The sequence below is a fragment of the Amycolatopsis sp. FBCC-B4732 genome, from assembly GCF_023008405.1.
Classification (GTDB): Bacteria; Actinomycetota; Actinomycetes; order Mycobacteriales; family Pseudonocardiaceae; genus Amycolatopsis; species Amycolatopsis pretoriensis_A.
This window is the reverse complement of sequence record NZ_CP095376.1, coordinates 1,980,904-2,001,484: the sequence shown is the minus strand read 5'-3', so window position 1 is coordinate 2,001,484 and position 20,581 is coordinate 1,980,904. Positions and strand designations below refer to the sequence as shown.

Genomic DNA, 20,581 nt, shown 5'->3' with positions numbered 1-20,581 from the left:
TCCTAGCCCGCGACGTCGCGCCGGCGGAACCCCACGACACCGGCCGCGACCAGTGCGGCCCCGAGCGCGGTGAGCCAGAGCAACGGCGTCGCGTGCACCGCCACGCCCGGCAGCTTCGGCGAGTGCGTGAACGGCGACAGGTCGAGCACCCACTGGTCGAGCTTCAGCAGCGTGCCGAACTCACCGAGCAGCAGGAAGGCCACCAAAGCCGTCCAGGCCGCGGTCAGCGCGCGGCCGAACAACCCGAAGACGACGGTGGCGATCCCGGTCAGCACCCAGACCGCCGGCAGCTGCGCCGAGGCCGCGCCGACGAGCCGGGCCACCTCGGGCCCGACCCGGCCGAGGTGGGCGCCGTTCGTGAGCCCGGCCGCCAGGCCCAGCGCGGCCAGCAGCACCGCCGGCGCCGCGGCCGCGAACACCAGGTAGCCGGCCAGGAGCCGGCGCCGGTCCACCGCGGCGGCCAGCAACGGCTCGACGCGCAGGGCCCGCTCCTCGGCCCGGAGCCGGGCCAGCACGGTGATCGCGTAAACGGACGTGATCACCCCGGCCATCGCCAGCTCCGCCGCGAGGAACGCGTCGGAAATCCCCTTCTCGCCGCCCAGCGCCGTGATCATGGCCTGGGCCTGGGAGTTCGTCAGCATCGAACCGACGTTGCCGGCCAGGCTGCCGCACACCACCCCGAGCAGCACGTACGCGCTCACCCAGACGGCGAGCGTCCCGCGGTTCAGCCGCCACGCGAGGCCCCACGGGCTCCGCAGCGCCCTCCCCGCACCGGCCGGGCCCGGGTGGTCGGGCAGCAGGCCCGCGCCGAGGTCGCGCACCCGGGACAGCGCCACCGCGACCCCGCCGAGCACCGCGGCCGTGCCGGCCGGGAGCACGAGCACCCACCAGACGTCCCCCGCGAACGGCCGGACCTCCTCGCTCCAGCCGATCGGCGAGGCCCACGAAAGCCAAGCAGGACCGGCGGAATCGCCCACCGCACGCAGGAAGTACGCGACGACCAGGGCGAGCACGGCCAGGCCCGACGCGGCTCGGGCGCTCTTCGTCAGCTGGGCGGTCACCGCGGCGACGCCGCCGAAGACCAGGCCCGCGCCCGCCCAGCAGAACCCGAAAGCCAGCGACCCGGCGACCGGCAACCCCGTCGCGGCGAGCGCCACCGCGGTGGCCAGACCGAGCGCGATGCTCGCGCCGGCCGTGACGGCCAGCCCGGCGGCGAGCCCGGCGTAGCGGCCCACGACCGCGGAGCCGAGCAGCTCGCGGCGCCCGGCCTCTTCTTCGGCCCGGGTGTGCCGGACCGCGGTGGTGATCATCAGCAGGGCGGCCAGCGCGGCTCCGAACGCGGTCAGCTTGAACACCGACGTCGCCCCGAGCGTCGCCTCGCGCACCGGTCCGTACAGCGCCCGCAGCGACGGGACGGCGTTGATGCTGTCCGCCGCCGCGTGCAGGTCGGCGGCGGTCGGGTAGACCGCCGCCGTCGCGGCGGCCGCGGACGCCGCCGTCGCCGCGAACACGACGATCCACACCGGCAGCCGGATCCGGTCGCGTCGCAGCGCGAGCCGGACCAGCGCGCCGGTGCCGGCGAGGGCGCCGCTCATACCGGCACCGCCTCCGCGGCGGTTTCGGCGCGGTAGTGCCGGAGGAACAGCTCTTCGAGCGTCGGCGGCCGGCTGACCAGGCTCTGCACGTCGCACCGGCCGAGCGCTTCGAGCACCGGGGACAGCGCGGCGGTGTCGACGGTCAGCCGGACGTCGGCGCCGTCCACGACGACGTCGTGCACCCCGGGCAGGGTCGCGAGGCCGTCCGGCGAGCCGGCCAACCGGGCCGTGATCGTGGTGCGGGTGAGGTGGCGCAGGTCGTCGAGGCTGCCCGAGTCGACCAGCTTCCCGCCCCGGATGATGCTCACGCGGTCGCACAGGGCTTCCGCTTCGGACAGGATGTGGCTCGACAGCAGGATCGTGCGGCCGCGCTCGCGCTCCTCCCGGACGCACTCGCGGAAGACCTCCTCCATCAGCGGGTCGAGCCCGGCGGTCGGCTCGTCGAGCAGCAGCAGCTCGACGTCCGAGGCGAGGGCGGCCACGACGGCGACCTTCTGCCGGTTGCCCTTCGAGTACGCGTGGCCCTTGACCCGCGGATCGAGCTCGAACCGGTCGAGGTACCGCTTGCGCCGTACCGGGTCCGAACCGCCGCGCAGCCGGCCGAGCAGGTCGATGACCTCGCCGCCGGTGAGGTTGGGCCACAGCGAAACCTCGCCCGGGACGTAGGCCAGCCGCCGGTGCAACGCGACGGCGTCGCGCCACGGATCGCCGCCGAGCAGCCGCATTACGCCGGCGTCGGCGCGCAGCAACCCGAGCAGCAGGCGCAGCGTGGTGGTCTTCCCGGCGCCGTTCGGGCCGAGGAACCCGTGCACCTCGCCGGTTTCGACGGTCAGGTCGAGCCCGTCGAGGGCACGCGTGTGCCCGAACGACTTGTGCAGCCCGCGGATCTCGATGGCCGGGCTCATCGGGTCGCCTCCAGCAGGACGCGGCGCTCGGCCGACGCGATCGCCGCGCGGGCGCTGCCGATGACGTCCGGGTTGACCGAGATCGACGTGATCCCGAAGCGCACCAGGTGCTCGGCGAAGCCGGGCTTGGTCGACGGCGCCTGGCCGCACAGCGACGACGTGATGCCGCGGTGCCGGGCGATGCGGACGATCCGCTCGATGGCGTCGAGCACCGCCGGGTCGGCTTCGTCGAAGAGCTCGGCGCACTGGGCCGAGTCGCGGTCGACGCCGAGCATCAGCTGGGTGAGGTCGTTGCTGCCGATGGAAACGCCGTCGATGCCCATGCCCGCGTACTCGGGCAGCCAGTGCACGACCGACGGGACCTCGGCCATCACCCAGCGGTGCAGGCCGCGCTGGCGGCCCAGCGGGCTCGCGTCGACCAGCTCGAGGCACTCCTCCAGCTCCCACTTGGTGCGCACGAACGGGATCATCAGGTGCAGGTTCGGTGACTGCTCCCGGACGCGGGCCAGGGTTTCCAGTTCGAGGGCGAACAGGTCGCGCTCGCGGACGTACCGGTAACACCCGCGGTAGCCGATCATCGGGTTGCTCTCGACCGGCTCGAACTCCTCGCCGCCGGCCAGGCCGCGGAACTCGTTGGTGCGCAGGTCGGTCGCGCGGTAGACGACCGGGCGGGTGCCGAACGGCTTGGTGATCTTCAGCAGCGACTCGGCCATCTCGTCCACGAAGGACCGCTCCTCGCCCTTGGCGAGCAGATCCCGCGGGTGCCGGCCTCCGAGCGCCTCGGTGAGCAGGAACTCCGCGCGCAGCAGCCCGACGCCGTCGACCGCCTGCGCCGCGACCTCTTCGGCGTGCTCGGGCATGGCGAGGTTGACGTACAGCTTGGTGCCGATCGCTTCCGGTGCCACCGGGGCGGTGACCGGCGCGGTGCGGACGGCCTCGTGCTTGGCCGCACCGGCCCGGACCTCGCCCTGGGTGCCGTCGACGGTGACCAGGCTGCGGTCGATCAGGACGCGGGTCGCGTCACCGGTGCCGACCACGCACGGCACGCCCAGTTCGCGGGCGACCACGGCGGCGTGGCACGTCATCCCGCCGCCGTCGGTGACGACCGCGGCGGCCCGGCGGATGGCGGGCACCCAGTCCGGGTTGGTCATCGGCGCGACCAGGATCTCACCGTCACGCAGGTGTTTCGCCTCCACCGGGTCGTGCAGCACGCGCACGGCGCCGCTGCCCTCACCCGGTGAAGCGCCGAGCCCGGTCACCAGCGCGACGGCGCTCGCCGGCGTGAGCGGGGGCAGCGTCGTGATCGGGCGCGACTGGACGAGGAAGATCTCGTGGTCGGCGATCGCGAACTCGATGTCCTGCGGCACGCCGTAGTGCTCCTCGACGCGGGTGGCCATCCTGGCCAGTTCGAGCACGACGGTGTCGCTGAGCACGCGGCGGCCGCCGGCGGGCTCGGGCAGCTGGATGGTGACGTCGCCACCGGACTCGCCGGCGACGATCTTGTGCGTCTGCCTGCCGATCCGGACCGACAGGATCAGCAGCTCCTCCTTGCCGACGACGTAGGTGTCGGGCTCGACGGCGCCGCTGACGATCGCCTCGCCTTGGCCGAAGACGCCTTCGATCACCACGCGGTCGCGGTCGCCGGTGCGCGGGTCCGCCGTGAAGATGACCCCCGCGCGCTCCGCCCGGATCATGCGCTGGACGACGACGGCGATCGCCGGTTCGCCGGTGAACCCGCGGCTGGCGCGGTAGCTGACGACGCGCGGGCTGAACAGCGACGTCCAGCAGTCCACGACGTGCTCGGCGACCGCGTGGTCCCCCCAGATGTTGGTGTAGGTGGCGTTCATCCCCGCGAAGGACGCTTCCGCGCCGTCTTCCCCGGTGGCCGAGGACCGGATGGCGACCGGCGTCGCCGAGCCGAGCCCTTGGTAGCTCTTCGCAATCTCTTCGCGCAGTTCGCCGGTGAGCCCGGCCTCGCGGACGAGGTCGCGGATGCGGTCGCACTGCGCGGCCAGGAACGTCGCGTCGTCCACATTGGCCAGTGCTTTGGCGTGCAGGTCGGCGACCTCGGCACGGACGCCTGCCTGCTCGAGCGCGGCCCAGTACCCGTCGCGCGAGATGACGAAGCCACCGGGGACGGGGAAGCCCGCCGAGATCAGCTCGCCGAGGTTGGCGCCTTTGCCGCCGACGGTTTCGTCGTCGGTCAGCCGGATCTCGGCCAGGTCGCATACGTAGGTCATCGGGATCCTCCTGGAGGTGGGAACAGCTCGCCGAGCGGAAGTCGTGGTGAGGGGGCCGCCGGGACGGCGGGGTAACCGAAGCGGAAGATCGCCTGCGGGACACCGGGCAGGCCGAGCTCCGAGACGAGCCGCGCCCGGAAGCCGGTCAGGTGCAGGGGTTGTGTGAGCACCGAGCCGACCAGCGCCTTCGCCGTCGCGGCGAGCCAGGTGCGCTGCAGCGCCGCGCCGGCGGCGAGGTGATCGGCCCGGTCGTCGCGGTCGGTGCAGACGACCAGCAGGCTCTCTTCCGCCAGCCGTTCGGCCAGCACGACGTCGTCCGGCACCGGGGTGCCGCCGCGGACGAGTCCCGCGACCGGCAGGGCTTCCGGGCTCAGCGCGTCCTCGGGGACGCCGTCGCCGAGCGCGCCCCAGCCGTGGGTGTGCGCGGTCCACAGTTCCAGCTCCCGCTGGTAACCGCGGTCGTCGCGGAGCACGCGCGTGGCGAAGCCGAGCAGCTCGGCCAGCTTGTCCAGGCGGCCGGGCTCGACGAGGTGCACGCCGGTCGCCTCCCCGGCGGCCACGAGCGCGGCCCGGACCCCCGCGGGCACCCGGCCGTGGAAGAACGGGCGCCGGTGGCTGCGGCGGCGGTTGATCGCGTGGTAGAGCGCGAAGTCACGGGCCGACGTGGCGTGCGGACGGCCGATCGTCACGGTCGCCGCGACGTCGGTCCCGTACGCGGTGTGGCAGTCCCGGCCCAGGACCCGGACCGCGAGTTCGAGGTTGGTGAGCGCGGCCCCGCAGGAGAGCAGCCGGTCCCGGCCGAACGGGTCGTGCCGCCGCAGCTCGACCTCCCGGCGTTCGAGCAGGTCCACCTCGGTGCCGCGCACGCTCAGCCGCCACGGCTGGCTGTTGTGCACCGAAGGCGCGCGGCTCACCGCGCGGGCGAGGACGCCGATCTGTTCGCTGGTCAGTGCGGCCGGTGCGGCGGCGGTCATCGCGGTCACTCCCGTGCGCGGAGTCGGGCGCTCCGCCGAAGCCATGGTGAGTCCGCGGCGGGCGCGCGCACCGGAGCACAAAGTCCCTCGGTCCGGCGGAATTCGGCCCCTACCGGCGTCTCCGCGTCAGTCGCACGATCAGGGCGTCACCGGAGAGGAAGAAGGCAGCCATGAGCATCGGACGCGTGATCGTCGTCGGAACGGACGGGACGCCCCGCGGCGACGCGGCACTGAGGTGGGCGCTCGAGATCGGCGCGCACGCCGGCGACACGGTCCGCGCGATCCTCGTCCGGCCACGGGACACACTGCTGCCCGGCACGTCGTTCACGATCCAGCCGCACGGCCGGGTCCCGGAGGCGGGCTACTCCCTCGACGAGCACATGCGGGAACTGGGCATCTCGTCGGCGGCCGCGGTGGAGACCCGGACGGTGCACGGCGACCCGGCGACGGAGCTGGTGACCGCGTCGGCCGACGCGGACCTGCTGGTGCTGGGCACCCACCGCGGCGGGGTGATGGCGGACCTGGTGCTGGGCAGCGTCGGGCGGGAGTGCGTGCGGTACTCGCGGTGCCCGGTGGTGGTCATCACCCCGGAAGCGGCGCACCGGCTCGCACCGGCCTGATCATGCCCGGAAGGCGACCTCGCGGCAATCCGAAGGCGATGCAGGCGGCAGTGTGAGACCCTTCCTCGATGATCGGCTACCCGTGGCACGTCGTCGCCGCCTCGCTCGCGATCGACTGGTCCGCGCAAGGCGACGAGTGGCTTCACCGCTTTTCCCGCGCTCTCGCGGAAACCTCGATTTCTGTCGTGGGCCACCTCTACGACGCGACGACGGAACCGTTCCTCAGAATCACCCTCCAGGGTGGGAACGGCGCCGGGACGGTGGTCCTCCTCGCGTTCACCACCGACTCGGTCTTCGTCATCCTCGCCGGAGAGTCGGCGGCCGACGAGAACTTCGTCGGCGTAGTCACGACCGCGGCGGAGCACGCGGCGGCCACGCTTGGCGACGAGGGCGAGGAAATCCCTTGGACCGCGATCATCGGTCCTGGCCCGGAACGGATCAGTGGCGGCACGAGCCGGCTGACAGCCGAGGTGTCAATCGGGTCCATGAAGCTGACCTCGACCGACCAGGTCCTCGTCGAGCCCGATTTGACACAGCAACGTTCCCTTTCGTCGTGGGGAATCCAACGTTCCATCCCCATTCGAGTGAGTGGATCAACGCGCGGCTACAACTGGATTTCCGCCAGTGTCCCCGCGACTCGGGATCTGCATACGCTGTGCGGGCTTCTGTCGGTGGTGACCGATGAATCCTTGGTCGTGCGCGAAGTTCCCGCGCCGACGGAGTGGGGCGAACGGCCGGTTCCCGCCAGTCTCCCGTGGTACCGGCCTTCAGCCACGGACACGTTCGATCTTTCCGCGGCGACCGCCCTGACCCTGCCGGAGATGCTCGATTCGGCTTGGTCGCGGGTTCGGCAGGAGCCCGTGCTGATCGCCGCCTTGGACACCTATCTCGAAGGTATCCAGGCGGCTCCGCGCCACCCCTCCCTCGCCGCGGTGTCTTTCGTCGCTTCTGTCGAAACGGTCGCAGGTAAGCTGTTCAAGTTCGAGCGCTGTGAGAGCTGCAAGAACCGGTTGCGTCTCGGGGCAGCCTTCAAAGCGTCGCTGCGCAAAGTCGTCAGCGAGGAAGAAGCGGCAGCCCTCGACTTCGTCTACAACGCCCGTTCGAAAACCGTCCACTCTGGACGACTCCACGGTGGAGAAACGACTCCGGGGGTCCTGTTCCTCGGTCCTTGGAGCCAGGACACGGCGAGTGACTTCCGCTGGCGAACACTTTGGCGCCTTCGCAGCGCTACTCGTCTTCTCCTGGCTTGGAGCATCGCGAACCCCTGGCCGGCACGTACGCCCGTCACGCCCGCTGGCGGGTGAACCACCGGAACAGCTCGTCCGCGCCCCACACCAGCACGGGCATCGGCAGCAGCATCGCGACCACCCACGCCGGCAGTGCTGCCGTGCCGAACAGGTTCTGCAGTGGGGGCAAGTAGATCAACGCCGCCGCGAAGACCAGCTCGAACGCGATTCCGCCCAGCAGCAGCCGGTTCGTCGTCAAACCCACCGAACGCAGGGACACCCGCTCGGTCCGGGATGCGAACGCCGTTCCCACCTGGCAGAACACGATCGCCGCGAAGCTCGCCGTCGTCGCTTGCAGGTAGGCCTCGTGCAACGCTCCCGTCGAGACGTCCGCCCCCGGGTGCCAGCCCGCCGCGTACAGGACCGCGAAGAACGCGGCCAGCACCAGGATTCCCGACAGCAGGCCCATGATCCCCCACGCCCGCAGCAGCATCCGGCCGGTGACGACGCCTTCGGACCGGCGGCGCGGGCGGCGGGACATCAAGCCCGGTTCGGCCGGTTCGCGGCCCAGCGCCAACGCGGGCAACGTCTCCGTGCCGAGGTCGATCGCCAGGATCTGCAGCACCGTCAGCGGCAGCGGGATCATCCCGCCCGACACCGCGAACAGCAGGAACGGCAGCACCTCCGGCACCGCGTGCGCGAAGATGTAGAGCACGAACTTGCGGACGTTGTCGTAGACCCGCCTCCCCTCCCGGACACCCGCGACGATCGTCGCGAAGTTGTCGTCGGTCAGCACGACCGTCGCCGCTTCCTTCGCCACGTCGGTGCCGCCCACGCCCATCGCCACGCCGATGTCGGCCCGGCGCAACGCCGGTGCGTCGTTGACGCCGTCGCCGGTCATCGCCACCACCTCGCCGCAGTCGCGCAGGGCGTCCGCGATGCGCAGCTTGTCCTCCGGTGCGGCGCGCGAGAACACGATCTCCCCGTCGGCCGTCAGCGCCTCGTCGAGCGCCGGTTCCGGCAGGCCGGCCAGCTCGTCGCCACTGATCACGCGGTCCGCGCCGATGCCGACCCGGCGGGCGATCTCCGCCGCGGTCAGGCCGTTGTCGCCGGTGACCACGTGGACCTTGATCCCCGCCGTGTGGCAGTCCGCCACCGCCGCCGCGACCTCCGGGCGGGGCGGGTCGACCAGGCCCACCAGGCCGAGCAGGCGCAGCTCCGTCTCCGCCTCCTCCCGGTCCGCCGGTACCACCCCGACCGGGCGGCCGGCCACGGCCAGCACCCGCAACGCGCGGCCGGCCATCTCGTCGACCAGGGCCAGCAGCCGGGTCCGTTCGCCGGCGGGCAGTACGCACCGCGGCAGGATCTGCTCCGGAGCGCCCTTCGTCGACACCCACAGCCCGTCATCTACGGCATCCACAGTGGACATCCGCTTGAGCCGCGGGTCGAACGGGTACAACGTCTTCCTCAGCGCGTCCCGGGTGGACAGATCGGCCCCGTGGGAAGCCGCGTGGCGCAGCAACGCCAGTTCCGTCGGATCGCCGCTGCCCCCACCGAGGTCGGCGGTGCTGCACCGGGCCAGCGCCGCGATCAGCGGCCCCTCCTCCCCCGCCGGACGGATCTCCTCCACGCGCATCTCGTTGCGCGTCAGCGTGCCGGTCTTGTCGGTGCAGATCACCGTCGTGGAACCCAGCGTCTCGACCGCGGAAAGCCGCTTGACCAGCGCACCCGCCTTCGCCATCGACCGCACGCCCGCGGCCAGCGCGAGCGTGATCGTCGGCAGCAGCCCCTCGGGGACGTTCGCCACCAGCAGGCCGATCGCGAACACGAACGCCGCCGACCACGACAGCCCGGCCAGCCAGCCCAGCGGCAGGAACCCGATCCCCACGACGACGGCGACGAGCGCGATGAGCCACGCGACCCGGCGCACCTGCCGCTCCAGGGGACTCTCCTCCCGCCCGACGCGCGCCGAGAGCGACGCGATCCGGCCGATCTCGGTGTGGCGCCCGGTGGCGTGGACGACGGCGTGCGCGGCCCCGGCGACGCACACCGTGCCGCTGAACACCAGGACCGGGGAGTCGAGCGCGCGCGTCGCGTCGTCGTGCGCGTCGGCCATCCGCGTCACCGGCACCGACTCGCCGGTGAGCATCGACGCGTCGACGTCGACCGTGCCGTCGATCAGCCGGGCGTCGGCCGGCACCCGGTTGCCCTCCTCGAGCACGAGCACGTCCCCCGGGACGAGCTCGGTCGCCGGCACGTGCCAGACCTGGCCGTCGCGCAGCACCGGTGCCCGGTCCGGCAGGTACTTGCCCAGCGCCTCCACCGCCTTCTCGGCCTGCTGCTCCTGGACGAACGCCAGCAGGCCGTTGAGCAGGATGACGCCGGCGATGGCGATCGCCAGGTTCGTCGTCCCGGCGACCCACGCCAGCCCGCCCGCCACCCACAGCAGCAGCGCCAGCGGATGGATCAGCTGGCGGAGCAGCGCGAGCGGCCACTGGTGGCCGCTCCGCGCGGGCAACGCGTTCGGGCCGCTCACCTGCAGCCGGCGCGCGGCTTCGCGCGCCGTCAACCCGGTCGGCGCCGTCCGCAGGTCGCGCAGCAGCCGGGCGACCGGCTCGCGGGCATCGACCGCGGGTTCCTCCGCGACGGGCGGTTTCGTCCTGAGGTGGGTGGTCATCATGCCTTCCTTCGCTTCGGGGTGGCGAGGCCGACCAGCAGCAGCCCTTGCGGGACGCCGGGCAGGACTTCGGCGTGGCGGGACCGTTCGGCGATCGCCGGGTAGGCCAGCGGGACGCGCTCGGACGCGAGCCCCCGCACCGCCGCGGCGAGCCGGGTCGCGTGCAGGGCCGCCCCGGCGAGGACGTGGTGGCGGCGGCTGTCGCCGGGCGTCGTGACGAGCAGGGCCGACCGGCCGGCGAGGTCGGCGCCGAGCCCCTCGAGCGTCGGCACCCAGGCGGGGCGGACGACCCGGACCTCGGTGTCCGGCCAGAAGTCGTCGCCCGCCACCGCGCTGAGCAGCGCGAGGCTGACCGGCCGCAATACCGTGCCGCGCGCCGGCTCCGCCACTTCGCGCAACGCCGTGTAGCGCCCCCATTCCCCGCTCGAGGCGGGACGCGGACCGCCGATCCGGACCACGGCCGCGACGTCGGGCCGGTCCGGGTCGTGCGGGAAGGCCACAACCGGGTCGCGGCCCAGCACCCGCACGACGGTCCAGGTGGTCGAGAGCGCGGCACCGCATTCGAGCAGAGCGGCGTTGCCCGCACGCTCGCGGCGGGCGGGCGGCTCGGTCAGCACGACTTCGTCCGGCCGGACCTCGGCGACGCACCGGTTCGGCCCCAGCCGGGCCAACGCGTCGCCGAGGACGGCCCGGGACGAGACGTCCCAGCGGAACGCGGGCCGGGTCATCCGCTCGAGGGGACGCCGAGGTGTCTCGTGGCGGCCCGGCAGGTGGCCAGCAGGCCGTCGACGTCGATCACGGTGACCCGGTTCTCCAGGCCCGATGGCACTTCGGCGGGAACGCACGGGTCCGGGGAGACCAGGGCGATCGGCACGTGGTCGCGGACGGCGCAGACGACGCCGAACTCGCGCGCGGTCAGCTCGGCTTCCTGGCCGCGGACGTCGACGACCAGGTCGGGCTGGGCGAACGGTTCGTCGAGCGGGCACCGGCCCCCGACCGCGAGGGCACGGCAGAGCCCGGCGCGGCTGTGGCAGCGGCTGACCAGGCAGCCGGCGTCCCGCAGGGACTGGACGAGGAAATCGGCGTCGCCGAAGGACGCTTCGGTCAGCAGGACGTGCATGGGGTCACCTCACGGACACTCGGGCGAGCGCCGCTTCGGCGCCGCGGGCCAGTTCCAGGTCTTCGCGGGGCCGGACGATCAAGGCGGGCACGGGCGAGCCGACGCGGGAGATGATCCGGTCCACGTCGGTGTGCGGCACCGCACCGGCGCGCAGGCCGAGCACGCCCAGTCCGTCGAGCACGGACGTGATCAGCTCCGGCTGGTGCTCGGCGACACCGCCGGTGAACACGAGAGCGTCCAGCCGGGACAGGCTCGTCGCGGCCGCGGCGATCTCGCGGCGAAGCCGGTGCCGGTAGACGTCGAGGGCGACCGCGGCGTCCTCCTCGCCGCGCGCGGCTGCGGCCAGCACCCGGCGCAGGTCGCCGTCGGTGCCGGTCATGCCGGCCAGCCCGGAGCGGTGGAACAGCGCGTCGGCCATCTCCGCCGGGCTCATCGGCGCCGTCTGCATCACGTGCAGCAGCAGGCCGGGGTCGATCGAACCCGACCGCGTAGCCATCATCGCGCCCTCGAGCGGGGTGAACCCCATGCTGGTGTCGACGCCGTGGCCGTCGCGGATCGCGGTCACCGACACCCCGGCACCGACGTGGGCGCACACGACCTGCAGCCCGGCCGGCACCCGGCCCAGCAACTCGCCGGTCCGGCGCAGCGCGTACTGGCACGAGAGGCCGTGGAAACCGTAGCGGCGCAACCGGTTCTGCGCGGTCCACGACCGCGGGAGCGGGTACCGCGCCGCGGCTTCGGGCATCCGGGCGTGGAACGCCGTGTCGAAGCAGGCGACCACCGGGACGTCCGGGAGCAGGCGGCGGACCTCGCGGGTCACCCGCAGCGACAGCGGCTGGTGGTTCGGCGCCAGCGTCGTGAGCCGCTCCAGGTTCGCGAGCAGGGCGTCGTCGACCAGGGCCGGGTCCTTCTGCGAGCCCCCGTGGACGAACCGGACCGCGACGGCGTCCACTTCGGACCACCGGCCGATCGCCTGGGCGATCGCGCCCGGGACGCTCAGGTCCCAGGCCGCCCAGCCGACGCCCGTGCCGTTGTCGATCAGCGACACCTTCATGCTGGACGAGCCGGGGTTCAGGGTCAGCACACGCACGGCATTCCTCCTGGCGAAGTCAGTCCCGCAACCGGCGCAGGAACGGGTCGGGTGCGGCGGAGGGTTCCAGCCGGGCGCGGACGTCGAGGGCCAGGCAGCCCGGGGCGGAGCCTCGGTTGTCACGGGCACGCACGCGCACCGGGTTGAGGTCCAGTTCGGCGAGCTCCGGCACCAGCTCGGCCAGCCGGCTGACCTTCAGCAGCAGGTCGCGCACGGCGGCGCGGTCCAGCTGCCCGGAGCCCCACAGCGCCTTCGCGGAGCGCAGTCCGTCGAGCAGCAGGTCGGCGTCGGTGCCGGTGAGCGGGGCCAGCCGGGCCGCGTGGTCGGCGATCAGGTCGGTGTCGACGCCGCCGAGGCCGAACACGACCAGCGGCCCGAACACCGGGTCGGACCGCACGCCGACGAGCAGCTCACGGCCGGGTTCGGCCATCGGCTGGACGGTCACGCCGCGCAGCTTGGCCCCGAAGCGGGACCGGAGGGTACGGAACGCCTCCAGGATCCGGTCGGCGCCGTGCACGTTCAGCAGCACGCCGCCGCCGGCGGTCTTGTGCAGCAGGCCGTCGGCGTCGGCCTTCAGCACGACCGGCGAGCCGACGTCGGCGGCCGCGGCGGCCATCGAGTCGCCGGCTTCGACGTAGTGGGTCTCCACCATCGGGATGTCGGCCAGGCGCAGCAGTTCGGCGGCGTCCGCGGGCGGCAGCCAGCCTTCGCGGCCGGCGGCGAAGGCGCGCAGGGCGTCCGGGTCCTCCAGCGGTGTCAGATCTTCCCCGGTTTCGGGCCGGTTGAGCCACTGCTCGTAGCGGACGAGCCGGGCCAGCACGGCCGCGGCCGCGGCGGGGTCGTCGTAGCAGGCGGTCACCCCGGTGCCGGGCACCAGCGGCGCGACGCGGGCGCGTTGCCCGGGACGTACCGCGAAGACGGTCTTGTACTCGGGCGGGAGCACGTCGGCGAGCGACGTTCCGGGATCGCCGACCGCGGTGGGTACGGTCGCGGCGATGACCGCGTCGACGCCGTCGTCGGCCAGGACCGCGCGCAACGCGTCGGCGAACACCCCGGGCGCGACCGCCGCGGTCGTGTCGACCGGGTTGCGCACCGCCGCTTCGGGCGGAAGGACTTTCGCGAGCCGGGCCCGGGTGTCGTCGGACAGCTCCGCCATGACCAGGCCTTCGCGCTCGCAGGCGTCGGCGGCCAGCACCCCGGCGCCACCGGCGTTGCTGACCACGGCCACGCGCGGTCCGCCCGGCAGCAGCTGCCAGGACAGTCCCGCGATGACGTCGACCAGCTCGGCCACGGTGTCGACGGCGATGACGCCGGCCTGCTCGAAGAGCGCGTCCCTCGTGACGGCGGGGGTCGCGGCCGCGGCGGTGTGCGAGGCGGCCGCGCGCTGGGCGGTGTCGCCGCTGCCGGACCGGACGGCGAGCACCGGGCGCGTCTTGGCCAGCCGGCGGGCCAGAAGACTGAACTTGCGGGGGTTGCCGAACGACTCGAGGTAGAGCACCGCCAGCTCGGTGCGGCGGTCGGCCGTCCACCACATCAGCAGGTCGTTGCCGCTGACGTCGTACTTGTCGCCGGTGGAGACCAGCGTGGACACGCCGAGGCCGAGGTCGTCGAGCGATTCGGCGAGGGCGATGCCGACGCCGCCGGACTGGGTGACCACGCCGATGGTGCCCGGCCGGATCCGGGTGGCGAGGAAGGTGAGGTCGTAGGGGCAGGCCGGGTCGGTGGAGACCACCCCGAGGCAGTTCGGGCCCACGAGCCGCATGCCGTACTCGCGCACGGCCGCGTGGACCCGGTCGCCGTGTTCGGTGCCGGTGAGCCCGGAGGAGATGACCACGATCGCCCGCACACCACGTCGCCCGCACGCTTCGACCGCTTCGGCGGCGGCCGGTGCGGGCAGGCAGACCACGGCCAGCTCGGGGGTGCGGCTCAGCTCCGCGACGGTGGGCACGCTCGGCACGCCGAGGATCACGCGCGCGTGCGGGTTCACCACCTCGACCGGACCTCGGTAAGCGGAGGCGGCCAGGTTGGCCAGTACCGCGTGGCCCACCGACCCCGGCCGCCGCCCGGCGCCGATCACGGCGATCGAAGCGGGCTTGAAGAGGTGCGCCAGGCTGGCCGCGTCGGCGACCGAGTCGCGCTCGAGCACGGCCTCCAGGTAGGCGGGGTCGTCGTCGAGCTTCATGACGACGTCGCGCTCCGGGCCGCCGATGCTGGCCTCGAAGCTGAGGCCCAGGTCCTTGAAGACGTGGATCACCTTGGCGTTCTCGGCGAGCACCTCGGCGAGGAACCGCCTCAGCCCGGTCTTGCGGGCGTGGGAGACGAGGTGCTCCATCAGCAGGGTCGCGACGCCCTGGGTGCGCACGGACGCGTCCACGACGAGCGCGACCTCGGCGTCGGTGGAACCCTCCAGCACTTCGTAGTTCGCGACGCCGAGCAGCTCACCACGGCGGTAGCAGCCGACCGCGTAGTGGCCGGGGCCGGCTTCGGCGGTCATCCCGGCGGCCAGTTTGTCCAAACCGGACGGTGCGCCGAAGAAGCGGAAGTAGGTGTCCTGCCGGGTCAGCCGGGTGTGCAGGGCGAGCACCTCGGCGGTGTCGGCCGGGTGCAGCGGACGCACGAGCACCACGTCACCGCCGGCGAGCAGGGCCCGGGAGCCCGCCTCCACGCTCATTTCTGTCCTTCCGGGGCGTGCGGGGGTGGGCGCGGCCGGCCAAGGGGCCGCGCCCACCTCGGAGGGGTCACCTAGTCCTTGGTGACCTGGATCTTGACGTGCTTGTCGCGCGGGTGCTCCGAAACCGGCATCGAGATCTCGAGGATGCCGTCGGTGTACGTCGCCTTGACCTTGGCCGGGTCGGCCCCGGCCGGCAGGCTGACCGTGCGGCTGAAGGTGCCGTAGTAGAACTCACTGCGGCCCTCCGTCTGCTCCTTCGCCTCCCGTTCGGCGGCGATGGTGAGCAGACCGTTGTGCGTGGTCACGGAGATGTGCTTCTCCGGGTCGAAGCCGGGCAGTTCGGCCCGCACGAGGTACTTTCCGTCCTCAGTGGACTCCTCGATCCGGACCGGGTTGTGCTCGGCGAACGGCCAGGGGTTGTCCAGCCACGCCGCGATGCTCGGCAACGCCAGGCGTGAGCCCGGCACCAAGGTGGTCATCCGTTCTCTCCTCTCCGCGACATCGGGTGCCGCGGGACAAGGAGACCTCGGGTCCGGGACGCGGCGACGCGGCCGGATTGCCCGAACCGCGAGGACCTTGGTCACCGAAGCCGGGCGGGCGTGGAACCGCGACCGGCGGAGAAGAGCGGGCCGGCGCACCGAGGGGGAGGTAGCGCGCCGGCCCGCGTGACGGACGCTATCGGACTGTCACCGGATCCGCCGTGCGAACGAGTGAACCCAGGACGGGCTCAGCCGACCGGGGCCGACCACTCCACCTTCACGCCGCCCTCCGGACCGCGGCCCAGCGCGAACGTGCCGCCGGCGGCCTCGGCCCGGTCCCGCAGGTTGCCCAGCCCGCTCGGTGAGATGCCTTCCGCCAGTCCTTTGCCGTCGTCGACGACCACGACGCGGATCACGTGGTCCTGCACCGCGACCGACACCACCACCGACGACGCGCCCGCGTGGCGCACCGCGTTGCTCACCGCCTCGCGCACCACCGCCTCGACCTGCTCGGCCAGCGGCGACGGCAGCGTGTCGATCGGGCCGGACATGCTGACCGTCGGCTGGAGCGGGGCGTCGTCGGTCAGCTCGGCGACCGCGTCGTGCAGGCGGTGGCGCAGGCGCAGGCCGGTCTCCCCCGCCGCGCCGCCGTGCAGGTCGAAGATCGCGGTCCGGATCTCCTGGACGATCTCGTGCATCTGCTCGATGCTGTCGCCGAGCCGCTTCTGCAGGTCCGGCGACTTCGTGCGGCGCTGGGTGCTCTGCATCGACAACCCAACCGCGAACAGCCGCTGGATCACGTGGTCGTGCAGGTCGCGGGCGATCCGGTCGCGGTCGCCGAGCACGTCCAGCTCACGCGCGGCCCGCTGCTGCGCCGCCAGTTGCAGGGCCAGTGCTGCCTGGTCGGCGAACGACGCCACCACGGACAGCTGCGCCGACTCGAACGAGCCCGCCCCGGCCTCCCTCGCCGCGATCAGGACCCCGGTCGTCCGGTCACCCGCCCGCAGCGGGACGACCATCGCGGGCCCGAATCGGTGGGCGCGCAGGGCCAGCTCGGGCACGCTGCGTGGCGTCCGGTCCCGGTACACCGCGCCCGGGACGCTGTCCTCGATGTCGATGCGCGTTCCCGACAGCTCGGCGGCCTGCGTCCCCGCGCACACGGTGACCGTCAGGTCGTCGACGTCGTCACCCCAGTCCTCATCGACGTCGAGGCGCCCGGAGTTCGGCAGCGCCAGCATCGTCACGTCCGAGCCGGTCAGCTCCAGCGCGCGACTCGCGATCAGGTTCAGCGCCTCGGCCGGGTCCGTGCCGCCCAGCAGCTCGGTCGTCACCTCACTGGTCGCGGCCAGCCACTGCTGCCGGATCCGCGCCTGCTCGTAGAGGTGCGCGTTCTCGATCGCGATACCGGCCGCCGCGGCCAGTGCCTGCACGACGACCTCGTCGTCGTCGGTGAACGGTTCCCCGTTCTTCTTCTCGGTCAGGTAAAGCCGACCGAACACCTCGTTCCGCACACGCACCGGAACACCGAGGAAGGTGTGCATCGGCGGGTGGTGGGCCGGGAAGCCGACCGAAGCGGGGTGTTCGGAGATCTCCGCGAGCCGCAGCGGCTTCGCCTCCTCGATGACCACACCCAGCACTCCGTGACCGGCCGGGAGGTCGCCGATGAGCTGCCGGGTCTCGTCGTCGATGCCGAGGTAGAGGAACTCGGCCAGGCTGCCGTCCTCGGCCAGGACGCCGAGCGCGCCGTACTTCGCCTCGCCCAGCTCGATCGCCGCCTGCACGATGCGCCGCAGCGTCGTGTCCAGCTCCAATCCGGACGCGACGGCCAGGACGGCGTCGAGCAGGCCGTCCATCTTGTCCCGGGTGCCGATCAGCAGCTCGATGCGGTCCTGCAGGTCGCGCAGCAGCTCGCGCAGCCGCAGCCCGGACAGCGTTCCCGCCATCCGCCTCGGCTCCTGCCGGGCTTCACTCACCAAGGCCTCCGCATCATCGGTGACTTTGTCCCCTTTCCGCCGTGCTCCGTCGCGAGAGACCGTCTGGGGAAGCTTTCGGAACGTCAGTGTGCCGCTCCGCGGCACGAGGGGAAACCATGACACTACCCATCACTTCGATCGGCTTGCTGGACGCCGATCAGGTGAAGTCCGTGATCGGCGCCGCGGTCCTCGCGCCGTCGACGCACAACACGCAGCCCTGGCGGTTCCGCTGCGGTCCCGCCGGCCTCGAGCTGCACGCCGATCCGGACCGCGCCCTGCCGGTGGCCGACGCCGACCAGCGGGAACTCCTGCTTTCCTGCGGCGCCGCGCTGTTCAACCTGCGCACCGCGATCCAGGCGCTCGGTGCGCACCCGGCGACGACGCTGTTCCCCCGGCGCGACGACCCGACACTGCTGGCTTTGGTGCGGCCGTTCGGGGCCCGCCGACCCGACCCGCGCGTGGTCGAGCTGGCCGACGCGATCCCGCGCCGGCACACGAACCGGACCCCGTTCGAGGAGGGCGTCATCCCGCCCTCGGTGGTCGCCGAGCTGCGCCACGCCGCCGAGGTCGAACAGGCCTGGCTGCCGCGCCTGGACGCGAAGCAGCTGGAAGGCCTGCGGGAGCTGGTGCACAAGGCCCACCACGTCCAGCTCGGCAACCCGGCCTTCCTCGCCGAGTGGCAGTACTGGACCGCACGGACCCCGGACACCCGCGACGGCGTCCCCGAGTACGCGGCCGGCGCAATGCCGTCGAACAACGGGGGCTGGGTCCTGCGCGACTTCGGGGCCCGGCCGCGGGGCCGGACCGACCACTCCGAGCCCCTGGTCGTGGTCATCGGCTCCTTCGACGACGGCCCGGCCGACCGGGTCCGGGCGGGCCAGGCGATGCAGCGCGTCCTGCTGACGGCGACCGCCGCGGGACTCGACGCGTCGTTCATCTCCCAGCCGGTCGAGGTCCCGGCCATCCGGGCCGAGCTGCGTCAGCTGCTCGGCGGCGGCCTCTGGCCGCAGATCGTGCTGCGGCTGGGCCGGGGGGCGCCGGTCCCGTGGACACCGCGACGCTCGCTGGACGACGTCCTGCTGGCCAAGGCTTGACCCCAGGCGACACGGTTCTCGATCAGCGGTACTGGGTCATGCCGAGCGCATGGTCGCTTCCGCGGGCGGTGGGGCCACTCGTCTCCAGGACGGCGTAGCGTTCGGAGGCGGTGGCCCCACCCACGCACCGGTCTCCTTGTCCTTGGGTGCCATTTCGAGCAACGACCGGAACCCCGCTTCGGTGGCGCACTCGCGCGCGAGCTTGGCGATGCTTCTTCCACGCCTTCGTGAACTGAGCCGTGGTGAAGCAGAACGGAATACGGTTCTGGACGGCCTGCGCAGCCTGAGTCGGTTTCAGCAAGCCGTGTCCGACAACGGGCCGTTTGTGTTCTCGGACTACGACGTACCCTTTCCTGCCGATCGCCTCCACTGCTTCGCGTTGTTCTTCGGTGAGATCGTCGAAGCAGGTGAACTGAACGGCAAGCGCGTCCGGGTCCTTCGGTGCGAGCTCCTGGAAAACCCGCAGCCGAAAGTCATAGCGCGGGTCACGGGCGACCGAGTCGTCCGATCCGGCGTCGTACTCCGCGATGAACGTGCGCAGCTGAGCCGGAAGTTGCGAGCGCAACCGGCGCAGAGCACGCTCGCCTTCGTCGGTGAAGCTGCCGATGAAGACCGGGAACCGCAGGCGGGTCGCGAGGGAAGCGCCGAGGCCGAACTGGCCGGTGACTTCCTCCTCGTAGTTGAGCAAGAGGGCTTGGCTCTGACCGCCCACGGCGGCAGCGAGCGCTTGCTGCTCGCGGGCGGTGGCCAGGTCCCAGCGCTTCGGCTCACCGTCGATGCGCTCGAGGCGCCGAGCGCGCCCCTTGGTGCGCCAGTACCGGAAGTCGACGGCGTCCCGCGAGAGTTCGGCGTGCAGCAGATACAGCCAGGCAAGGTGCATGTGGACGACGAAGCCCTCGAAAGAACGGACTTCCCCCGGATCGTTGTACAGGCGCACAGCCAGCTGGGCCTCATCGCGAGAGGCGTCGACCATGTGCAGGAAACGTGGCCGCGGTGCCATGAGTCCCTCCGCGAAGCTCGGCAGGTCGAACAACCGCGAACGGGGATCTCGTGCGGCATACGGTCAAGGTCGGAATTCCATCACCGTCCGTTACCGCTGTGCACTGAACGAGACCTCAGCCGTTTTGGTTGCGCAGCTCGGTGGCCAGCACCGCGGCCTGCGTGCGCCGTTCCATGCCCAGCTTGGTCAGCAGGCGCGACACGTAGTTCTTCACCGTCTTCTCGGCCAGGAACATCCGCTCCGAGATCTGGCGGTTCGTCAGGCCCTCGCCGATCAGCTCCAGCAGCTTCCGCTCCTGGTCGGAAAGGTCCGCCAGCGGGCCCTTCTTCGCCTGGCTGTCCCGCAGCTTGGCCATCAGCGCGGCGGCCGCGTGCGCGTCGAGCAGGGACTTGCCCGCGCCGACGTCGAGGACCGCCGAGACCAGGTCCATGCCCTTGATGTCCTTGATGACGAACCCGCTGGCCCCGGCCATCACCGCGTCGAGCATCGCCTGCTCGTCGGTGTAGGACGTCAGCATCAGGCACTTGAGCTCGGGCAGCTTGGACCGCAGCTCACGGGCCAGCTCGATGCCGTTGCCGTCCGGCAGGCGCACGTCGAGCACCGCGACGTCGGGGTTCAGCGCCGGGATGCGGGCCAGCGCCTGCGACACACTGCCGGCTTGGCCGACCACTGTGAGGTTCTCGTCCTCGTCCAGCAGGTCGGCGACGCCACGACGGACGACCTCGTGGTCGTCGACCAGAAACACGCGGAGCATTCCGACCTCCCGAAAACGGTTCGACGGAGATCAGCGTACGACCATTGGCCCTCGGATGGCAGGGACCCGTGACCGTCGCGGAAGTGACCAAGGACCCTCTCGCCGAAGGTCCCCCGGACCGGATGCTGCCCCGGACAACACCGTCCGCGCGAGCAGGAGAACC

16 protein-coding genes are annotated in these 20,581 nt (G+C 72.4%); 3 read left to right on the top strand and 13 right to left on the bottom strand.

From position 1 onward, the window contains the following. Positions 1-2: 2 nt before the first annotated feature. Genes MUY14_RS08530 through MUY14_RS08515 form a run of 4 tightly spaced genes read right to left on the bottom strand, consistent with a single transcriptional unit; the run spans position 3 to position 5,714 of the window. Positions 3-1,595 (bottom strand): ABC transporter permease, encoded by a 1,593-nt coding sequence (locus MUY14_RS08530; protein ID WP_247022286.1) that lies wholly within the window; start codon positions 1,593-1,595, stop codon positions 3-5. After that, positions 1,592-2,500: an ABC transporter ATP-binding protein gene (locus MUY14_RS08525; protein ID WP_247022284.1), complete on the bottom strand. Its 909-nt coding sequence runs from the start codon at positions 2,498-2,500 to the stop codon at positions 1,592-1,594. Before MUY14_RS08525 ends, MUY14_RS08530 begins: the two co-directional genes overlap by 4 nt. Next, the gene (ppsA, locus tag MUY14_RS08520) at positions 2,497-4,740 is read right to left on the bottom strand and encodes a phosphoenolpyruvate synthase (RefSeq protein ID WP_247022283.1); all 2,244 of its coding nucleotides are present in this window, start codon (positions 4,738-4,740) and stop codon (positions 2,497-2,499) included. Before ppsA ends, MUY14_RS08525 begins: the two co-directional genes overlap by 4 nt. Next, entirely contained in the window at positions 4,737-5,714 is a 978-nt protein-coding gene (locus MUY14_RS08515; protein ID WP_247022282.1) for an Acg family FMN-binding oxidoreductase, read from the bottom strand. Before MUY14_RS08515 ends, ppsA begins: the two co-directional genes overlap by 4 nt. 170 nt (positions 5,715-5,884) lie before the next feature. Between MUY14_RS08515 and MUY14_RS08510 the strand changes: the two genes are divergently transcribed. Next, positions 5,885-6,334, top strand: a complete 450-nt coding sequence (locus MUY14_RS08510) for a universal stress protein (protein ID WP_247022281.1) — start codon at positions 5,885-5,887, stop codon at positions 6,332-6,334. Between the two features lie 68 nt (positions 6,335-6,402). After that, positions 6,403-7,638 (top strand): hypothetical protein, encoded by a 1,236-nt coding sequence (locus tag MUY14_RS08505; RefSeq protein ID WP_247022280.1) that lies wholly within the window; start codon positions 6,403-6,405, stop codon positions 7,636-7,638. Here MUY14_RS08505 and MUY14_RS08500 read toward each other — a convergent pair. From MUY14_RS08500 to MUY14_RS08470, 7 genes are all read right to left on the bottom strand, one after another. Then, a complete protein-coding gene (locus MUY14_RS08500; protein WP_247025083.1) occupies positions 7,619-10,237 on the bottom strand; it encodes a cation-transporting P-type ATPase in 2,619 nt (872 codons plus the stop codon). The two genes, MUY14_RS08505 and MUY14_RS08500, sit on opposite strands and share 20 nt — an antisense overlap. Continuing rightward, on the bottom strand, positions 10,237-10,965 hold the full coding sequence (locus tag MUY14_RS08495; protein ID WP_247022279.1) for a hypothetical protein: 729 nt from the start codon (positions 10,963-10,965) through the stop codon (positions 10,237-10,239). The genes MUY14_RS08500 and MUY14_RS08495 overlap by 1 nt, the downstream gene beginning before the upstream one ends. Continuing rightward, on the bottom strand, positions 10,962-11,357 hold the full coding sequence (locus MUY14_RS08490; RefSeq protein WP_247022277.1) for a hypothetical protein: 396 nt from the start codon (positions 11,355-11,357) through the stop codon (positions 10,962-10,964). Before MUY14_RS08490 ends, MUY14_RS08495 begins: the two co-directional genes overlap by 4 nt. Before the next feature lie 4 nt (positions 11,358-11,361). After that, positions 11,362-12,447, bottom strand: coding sequence for an acetate/propionate family kinase (locus MUY14_RS08485; RefSeq protein ID WP_247022275.1), 1,086 nt, complete (start codon positions 12,445-12,447; stop codon positions 11,362-11,364). Between the two features lie 19 nt (positions 12,448-12,466). Further along, positions 12,467-15,118 (bottom strand): bifunctional GNAT family N-acetyltransferase/acetate--CoA ligase family protein, encoded by a 2,652-nt coding sequence (locus MUY14_RS08480; protein ID WP_247022274.1) that lies wholly within the window; start codon positions 15,116-15,118, stop codon positions 12,467-12,469. A gap of 71 nt (positions 15,119-15,189) precedes the next feature. Then, positions 15,190-15,597, bottom strand: a complete 408-nt coding sequence (locus MUY14_RS08475) for an Hsp20/alpha crystallin family protein (protein WP_247022273.1) — start codon at positions 15,595-15,597, stop codon at positions 15,190-15,192. A gap of 248 nt (positions 15,598-15,845) precedes the next feature. Then, entirely contained in the window at positions 15,846-17,540 is a 1,695-nt protein-coding gene (locus MUY14_RS08470) for a GAF domain-containing protein (RefSeq protein WP_247025082.1), read from the bottom strand. A gap of 146 nt (positions 17,541-17,686) precedes the next feature. On the opposite strand from MUY14_RS08470, the gene MUY14_RS08465 reads away from it, so the two are divergent. Continuing rightward, complete coding sequence (locus MUY14_RS08465; RefSeq protein WP_247022272.1) at positions 17,687-18,664, top strand: Acg family FMN-binding oxidoreductase; 978 nt, start codon at positions 17,687-17,689, stop codon at positions 18,662-18,664. A gap of 22 nt (positions 18,665-18,686) precedes the next feature. On the opposite strand, the gene MUY14_RS08460 is transcribed toward MUY14_RS08465, so the two are convergent. Both MUY14_RS08460 and MUY14_RS08455 read right to left on the bottom strand, forming a co-directional pair. Beyond that, positions 18,687-19,697 carry a DUF3644 domain-containing protein gene (locus MUY14_RS08460; RefSeq protein ID WP_247022269.1) on the bottom strand — a complete coding sequence of 337 codons (1,011 nt, stop codon included), beginning with the start codon at positions 19,695-19,697 and terminating at the stop codon, positions 18,687-18,689. An 82-nt stretch (positions 19,698-19,779) separates the two neighbouring features. Further along, on the bottom strand, positions 19,780-20,418 hold the full coding sequence (locus MUY14_RS08455) for a response regulator transcription factor (RefSeq protein WP_247022267.1): 639 nt from the start codon (positions 20,416-20,418) through the stop codon (positions 19,780-19,782). Positions 20,419-20,581: the final 163 nt, after the last annotated feature.

What these genes read in the sequence shown, in the direction of transcription:
- MUY14_RS08500 (WP_247025083.1), bottom strand. Translation starts at nt 10,237, where the DNA reads ATGACCACCCACCTCAGGACGAAACCGCCCGTCGCGGAGGAACCCGCG.
- MUY14_RS08490 (WP_247022277.1), bottom strand. Translation starts at nt 11,357, where the DNA reads ATGCACGTCCTGCTGACCGAAGCGTCCTTCGGCGACGCCGATTTCCTC.
- MUY14_RS08505 (WP_247022280.1), top strand. Translation starts at nt 6,403, where the DNA reads ATGATCGGCTACCCGTGGCACGTCGTCGCCGCCTCGCTCGCGATCGAC.
- MUY14_RS08475 (WP_247022273.1), bottom strand. Translation starts at nt 15,597, where the DNA reads ATGACCACCTTGGTGCCGGGCTCACGCCTGGCGTTGCCGAGCATCGCG.
- MUY14_RS08510 (WP_247022281.1), top strand. Translation starts at nt 5,885, where the DNA reads ATGAGCATCGGACGCGTGATCGTCGTCGGAACGGACGGGACGCCCCGC.
- MUY14_RS08470 (WP_247025082.1), bottom strand. Translation starts at nt 17,540, where the DNA reads ATGGCGGGAACGCTGTCCGGGCTGCGGCTGCGCGAGCTGCTGCGCGAC.
- MUY14_RS08525 (WP_247022284.1), bottom strand. Translation starts at nt 2,500, where the DNA reads ATGAGCCCGGCCATCGAGATCCGCGGGCTGCACAAGTCGTTCGGGCAC.
- MUY14_RS08455 (WP_247022267.1), bottom strand. Translation starts at nt 20,418, where the DNA reads ATGCTCCGCGTGTTTCTGGTCGACGACCACGAGGTCGTCCGTCGTGGC.
- MUY14_RS08515 (WP_247022282.1), bottom strand. Translation starts at nt 5,714, where the DNA reads ATGACCGCCGCCGCACCGGCCGCACTGACCAGCGAACAGATCGGCGTC.
- ppsA (WP_247022283.1), bottom strand. Translation starts at nt 4,740, where the DNA reads ATGACCTACGTATGCGACCTGGCCGAGATCCGGCTGACCGACGACGAA.
- MUY14_RS08465 (WP_247022272.1), top strand. Translation starts at nt 17,687, where the DNA reads ATGACACTACCCATCACTTCGATCGGCTTGCTGGACGCCGATCAGGTG.
- MUY14_RS08530 (WP_247022286.1), bottom strand. Translation starts at nt 1,595, where the DNA reads ATGAGCGGCGCCCTCGCCGGCACCGGCGCGCTGGTCCGGCTCGCGCTG.
- MUY14_RS08495 (WP_247022279.1), bottom strand. Translation starts at nt 10,965, where the DNA reads ATGACCCGGCCCGCGTTCCGCTGGGACGTCTCGTCCCGGGCCGTCCTC.
- MUY14_RS08480 (WP_247022274.1), bottom strand. Translation starts at nt 15,118, where the DNA reads ATGAGCGTGGAGGCGGGCTCCCGGGCCCTGCTCGCCGGCGGTGACGTG.